The sequence below is a fragment of the Flavobacterium sp. genome (genome assembly GCF_049590715.1).
Taxonomy (GTDB): Bacteria; Bacteroidota; Bacteroidia; order Flavobacteriales; family Flavobacteriaceae; genus Flavobacterium.
Genome location: NZ_JBAWDL010000086.1, coordinates 1 through 5,334, shown reverse-complemented (window position 1 = coordinate 5,334; position 5,334 = coordinate 1). Strand labels below are relative to the sequence as shown.

Genomic DNA, 5,334 nt, shown 5'->3' with positions numbered 1-5,334 from the left:
AATTCGCCTAATATTTCTCCGTAGATGCCTTTTTGATACTCTGAGAGGGGTTTTACTTTTCTCATTTCGCTAATTTTAGGGGGTTACTGGCAGACTTTTGTCAGACTTTCAACCCTTGATTTCATTTTTAAAATTAAGAAAAAGCATTCTTTTTCACAACGAGAAAGCGGTTTTTTTAGTCATCACTTTCTAATGAGAGAAAACTCAGCTGCTAGACTTTTAGCTAAACACTCAACAAGGCACTCACAATTATTCTCAAACTATTGCAAATAAGCAATTAAACGACAGTATAATATTTTCATTAGAAGCCATTAATTATACCTTTTTCCATAAAATGGAAGTATTTGAGGAGGATTCAGATGGGTATTGATTAACTACTATCCTAGCTACTTCAAGGAACGCTTCTAATTGCATCACTTGTGATAGCCAAGGATTGTACCGACCAACGGGACTACTTTCAATATTTGAAAGCCTTTCTATTGCTTATAGAACCGATCGTTGATGATTTAAAGTTGAAAGGATTTTTATGATTGAGCCTAAAATTCTAGAAGTAATAGTTAAAAAAAAACCTTCAGCGGAAAACTTTGAACCGAAAAACTTGACATTTTAATTGATAGTAATTTAATGACCAAATTTTTTGTAATTCAAATAATCAAAAACTCATTGTCAAAAACTAAATATTTCTTTTGATTAATGGAATGAGTTTATGAGAATCGTTAACTGAAGATTCAATTCTATGAGGATATGTATCATATTATGACTCAATTTTTCCGACACATCCATCAATATCAAATATTGAGGGAATAGTGAGATGAAAAACTTATGTAAGTCCGGACTGCCTATTTAATTTTAATAAACTCTATATTAAATAAATTTTGGCCGGATAATGAAAATCCAATTATTTTACCGTGTGTGTCTTTGAGAAAAATTAACTTCCCAAAAAATCCTTCATCCGAATAAAAGCTATTCTTTGATAACGGATGCAGCATGATGGCATGATTAAAGCTGTGTTGCGCAATCAGCTTATTATCTTTGATCAGCAATTCATATTCAGTATTGAATTCTACATTTTTATAGAGACCTACAAATTTGCTAAGATTGATTTCATTGGGATTTTGCCGACTTAAGTTCACACGCTTGCTAGGGTAACTATCAACCTTGTTCTCTAGGATTATTGTACCATTGGGAAGGATGTAAACAGAACGTAACAAATTAACTCGGCAAAGGGGGCTTTTTGGAGTTGCGAAGGGGGGGGGCAATTTTAAGTGGTTTATTCAATTAAGGACACGAATCAGTCTGAGAGACCGATTCGTACTGTCTGCTATTTTTTTGGAATATTTAGTTTCTCTACTCGCATTATACCGAGCATAAGGATGTTAGGTTCTGACCTCGTTAAGTATAAAATCCTTTCAAATAACTTTACTACCTCACTAACGCTAATTAGAGGGACTTTACTAAAAGCTGAGAAATCTTTGCCATCATTATTCAGAACCAATATCGGTAAGATGATATTTACCTCTTTTTTATTACTCATATATGGTCCAAAATCGAATGAATTATATTTCTTATAGGTCGTGAACATAGAATAAGCCAAACTATCATTTGCTGTGACTTTCACAATTTGAGTCTTTCCAATTTTCTTTACGTTTATCTTGAAATAAAAAGTATACAATGGTATGCTATCATTCAGTACATCAAAAGTATATCTAGTCGCTATCACGTTGTGAATTCGATAATATTTTGGTGATCCATCTTTGTCAGTATTTTGTGCTGTTAGCTTTTCTGAAAAACATGTAACTAGCATTGTCACTACCAAAAATACCTTTAAGTTTATTAGTTGATTCATCATATTAATTAATTTGGGCACTTCGTACCTGTGTAACCTGGTTTTGTAGTATCTCTCTCCTGCATATTAATGGCTGCATCACCTGAGCTAAGCGGAAATATACCGTGACTTGCTAATACTGCAGCCCTTGCTATGTCAAAATTCGAATTAAAATTAGTTATTACATCACGAAGTCCACTAAGATAATTCACAGCTGCCAATTCATAGTGGGCTTCATCTGCTCTGAATAAAGTTCTTCCTCCATTAGAATTTATCGAGCTAAATTGAGCTGCAAACTCTGTGGGTCCTAACTCTTGTAACTTCAATTTAAGAAATCCGTGCAATGCTTCGTGGTACATAGTGACAAGTATGTATTCTTTACTAGCTTTTGTTAAGACGTCCGGGTTAAGTCCGATTCTGATTGTCATACCGAATTGAGTTGGAGCTCCTGATAATAATTGGCCGTCTATAGTTGTGCCTACCAGTCTATCGTCTGTTTGAAATACAATATTTATTCCATCACCTCTGTTGAATGTACTATTTATAAGCTGAGCAATGTTTCCTGAAAGGTTTGGCATCTGATTCACTAGCGAACTTGCGCAGGGATATGCATCTAATTCGTGTTTTATATCATTTTGTGGTTCAGAATAACATTCTGGATTTTCGTGAACCATTAATTGCTGTCCACGTGCTCCAGACATAATTTTCCCTCCAAGACCCGCTAATCCATTTGTTGTTGGCGGTGGAGGCCCCTGGCTACAAGGATCATATTCACCCGGAGGAACAGGAGTCGTGCCGCCACCTCCACCTCCGGGGCCATTTTGGCAAGTTGTTATTTCCGAACTTAAAGTTGCATAACCCGCCGCACCAGTTCCGGTAAGCGCGCAAGCAGACTCACCAGGCCCATGTAAACCTGAGCCACAGAAATATGCTACTTCATAATAATATATTGTTCTATCACAGCCATTTGCATCAAGCAATGCAATTTTATCTGAAGAACTTCCTAATGCTATTTTGCCATTAGCACCAACCGAACTACGTATTATGCTGTTTTGACTCACCCTTTCAAGGTAAGTAACGCTTATTTCTCCCTCAAATTTGCCTGGATGACCTTTCTTCCATTGGTCAATCCACTTTTAACTTGGGACGTATGTATTCACAAAACTAGTTATTCCATCTGGCCCTTCATCTATGGTTAAGTTTTGAAAAGTTATTGCCCTTGGCGAACTTTGTTTAACAGAAAAGATATAAGAAGTATGATCTTTGGATTTAATAATTTTGATACTGTCAGTGTGTAAAGCAAAGCCTTTATAAGTATCTTGGGTATTAACTGACATAAGTTTTTCTCTAGATGGAGTTGGTATGAGAAAAGACTTACTTAAACTTCCGAGTTTGTTTAAGTCTATTTTACTTTTAAACTGCTCAAAAGTATAATTCGATTGCTGAGGACCGTTCGCATAATCGATCATTTCTTTTTCGCGCGAAGGATCTATTTTTTCAAAGGTTTTCTGTTCTGATTTCTTGCACGAAATTAGTAGAAACAAAAAACATATAAACATAGTTGAATAGTGGCTTAATCCAAAGAGAGGTTTTTTCATGAGCGTTTTAGATTTTTTTTGAAACAATCTACAAAAAGTTCAATACATCACAATCTAATTCTGAAAATTTAGTTATAAACCATTTTGATGTTTAGGTGGCCAAATCAATTAATTTGACCCCTTTCCGCCAATTCAATAACAAAATGGCAACCAATTATTTATAACAAATTTATTTCCGGTGAGACGGTGTCAATCTACTCTGGTTTTTCCATTCAAACCAACGGAATATAACTGCAGCACGATAAGAATGACAAATTGATATCTTGAAAAGCGATCCGATGGATATTAAGTTCGGCTTTGGGCGTTTTAATGGGCAAAAAAGCACTATCGTACACAAATTGTTTATTCGCTTTATTGATCTCTTCCTGCAAATCTAATTTTAGCTGAGAATTTAGATAATTCATTAGTCTATGAATTCCAGGCTTTAGCTGTTCAATCGGATTATACCACTATTTTCCTTGCATAAGCAAGATCAAAATAATTTCTCAATTACTCAAAAACACGAAACTAATGAGGAATTATCTAAATTATTCAAAGTAATGCCGAACACACGAATACAATTAATTTTTGCTTTCTTATTCCTCAGAAATGTTGGAATTCACTTATTTCAATCTAGCTTAATCTGCCTTTCAATTTTTTTTTCGGCTGAGTCAATATATTCTAAGTAACCTTTCCTATCTATAAAAGACTGGGCACCATTTGCAGAAAGATGTTTTAATTTAAGCTTATCTGCCATCTTAAAAAAACTGCCAACTGTTTTACTAGGAGTCTATGAAATTTAGTTTCATTTAGGCTTGTTGACAAATCTGGCATCCGTTGCTGTAAACTCAGCTGTAGTCGGCTTTTATTGGGAGTTGGGCAAAATGATTTCAGAGAAAACAGCTCTAAGTAATTGGGGAGATAAGATTTTAGAACAAGTGTCAAAGGATTTAAAGTATGAATTTCCTAACATGAAAGGACGCTCTAGAACCAATCTTTCTTATGCAAAGCAATTCTTTGAATTTTATCAATCTTCAATTGTCCAACAAGCTGTTGGACAATTACAAATATCTGATACACTGAATAATAAAATAACGCAACAGCCCATGATGCAAATTCCATGGGGCATAATATATTAATATTTAGTAAAGTAAATGATTTTAACGAAGCATACTTTTATATCCAAGAAACAATAGAAAATGGCTGGAGCAGGGAAGTGCTCGCTCTTCAGATAAAAACTAATACATACTATAGGCAGGGAAAGGCTATCACTAATTTTAAGAATACACTTCCTGATCCTTTATCTGAACTTGCTCAGCAAACGTTAAAAGATCCATATGTATTCGATTTCCTCACTTTAACGAAGCCATATCAAGAAAGAGATATAGAGCAACAATTGATTTCTCATATTACGAAATTCTTGCTTGAGCTAGGCAAAGGATTCGCGTTTATTGGTCAGCAATACCATTTAGAAGTTGGCGAAACAGATTATTATTTAGATTTACTTTTCTATCATACAAAATTGAAATGTTATGTTGTAATAGAATTAAAAAATACAAAATTCATACCGGAATATGCAGGTAAATTGAACTTCTATTTATCAGCTGTGGATACTCTAGTTAAACAAGACGATGATAAACCTACTATTGGAATTTTGTTATGTAGAGATAAAAATAACTTTGAAACAGAGTTTGCCTTAAGGGATATAAACAAGCCAATGGGCGTAAGCGAATTTGAATTGACTGAAATATTGCCAGATGATCTAAAATCAAATCTACCTAGTATTGAAGAATTTGAGCAAGAGTTTAAAAAATTAGAGTAAATCTGAACTGATATTCGCAGATTTTTAACCAATAAGCCACTCCGCACACATTAAATGATTTTTTATACAAATTAATTACGCAAAAAAGAGAACATGTCTTAAAAAACGAA

5 protein-coding genes are annotated in these 5,334 nt (G+C 34.2%); 2 read left to right on the top strand and 3 right to left on the bottom strand.

Going from position 1 to position 5,334, the window contains the following annotated elements; genetic code table 11:
• Positions 1-1,321: 1,321 nt before the first annotated feature.
• From WBQ70_RS04375 to WBQ70_RS04365, 3 genes are all read right to left on the bottom strand, one after another.
• Positions 1,322-1,804, bottom strand: a complete 483-nt coding sequence (locus WBQ70_RS04375; protein WP_423911086.1) for a hypothetical protein — start codon at positions 1,802-1,804, stop codon at positions 1,322-1,324.
• Between the two features lie 50 nt (positions 1,805-1,854).
• Positions 1,855-2,886 carry a hypothetical protein gene (locus WBQ70_RS04370; protein WP_423911083.1) on the bottom strand — a complete coding sequence of 344 codons (1,032 nt, stop codon included), beginning with the start codon at positions 2,884-2,886 and terminating at the stop codon, positions 1,855-1,857.
• A 75-nt stretch (positions 2,887-2,961) separates the two neighbouring features.
• Positions 2,962-3,423, bottom strand: a complete 462-nt coding sequence (locus WBQ70_RS04365) for a hypothetical protein (RefSeq protein WP_423911081.1) — start codon at positions 3,421-3,423, stop codon at positions 2,962-2,964.
• Between the two features lie 797 nt (positions 3,424-4,220).
• Here WBQ70_RS04365 and WBQ70_RS04360 point away from each other — a divergent pair.
• Both WBQ70_RS04360 and WBQ70_RS04355 read left to right on the top strand, forming a co-directional pair.
• Positions 4,221-4,541, top strand: coding sequence for a DUF1016 N-terminal domain-containing protein (locus WBQ70_RS04360; protein ID WP_423911078.1), 321 nt, complete (start codon positions 4,221-4,223; stop codon positions 4,539-4,541).
• Positions 4,523-5,224, top strand: a complete 702-nt coding sequence (locus WBQ70_RS04355; RefSeq protein WP_423911075.1) for a PDDEXK nuclease domain-containing protein — start codon at positions 4,523-4,525, stop codon at positions 5,222-5,224. Before WBQ70_RS04360 ends, WBQ70_RS04355 begins: the two co-directional genes overlap by 19 nt.
• The last annotated feature ends 110 nt before the right edge of the window (positions 5,225-5,334 follow it).

Bases quoted from the DNA above. Each gene is read 5' to 3' on its own strand.
- WBQ70_RS04365 (WP_423911081.1), bottom strand. From the start codon at position 3,423: ATGAAAAAACCTCTCTTTGGATTAAGCCACTATTCAACTATGTTTATA.
- WBQ70_RS04355 (WP_423911075.1), top strand. From the start codon at position 4,523: ATGGGGCATAATATATTAATATTTAGTAAAGTAAATGATTTTAACGAA.
- WBQ70_RS04375 (WP_423911086.1), bottom strand. From the start codon at position 1,804: ATGCTAGTTACATGTTTTTCAGAAAAGCTAACAGCACAAAATACTGAC.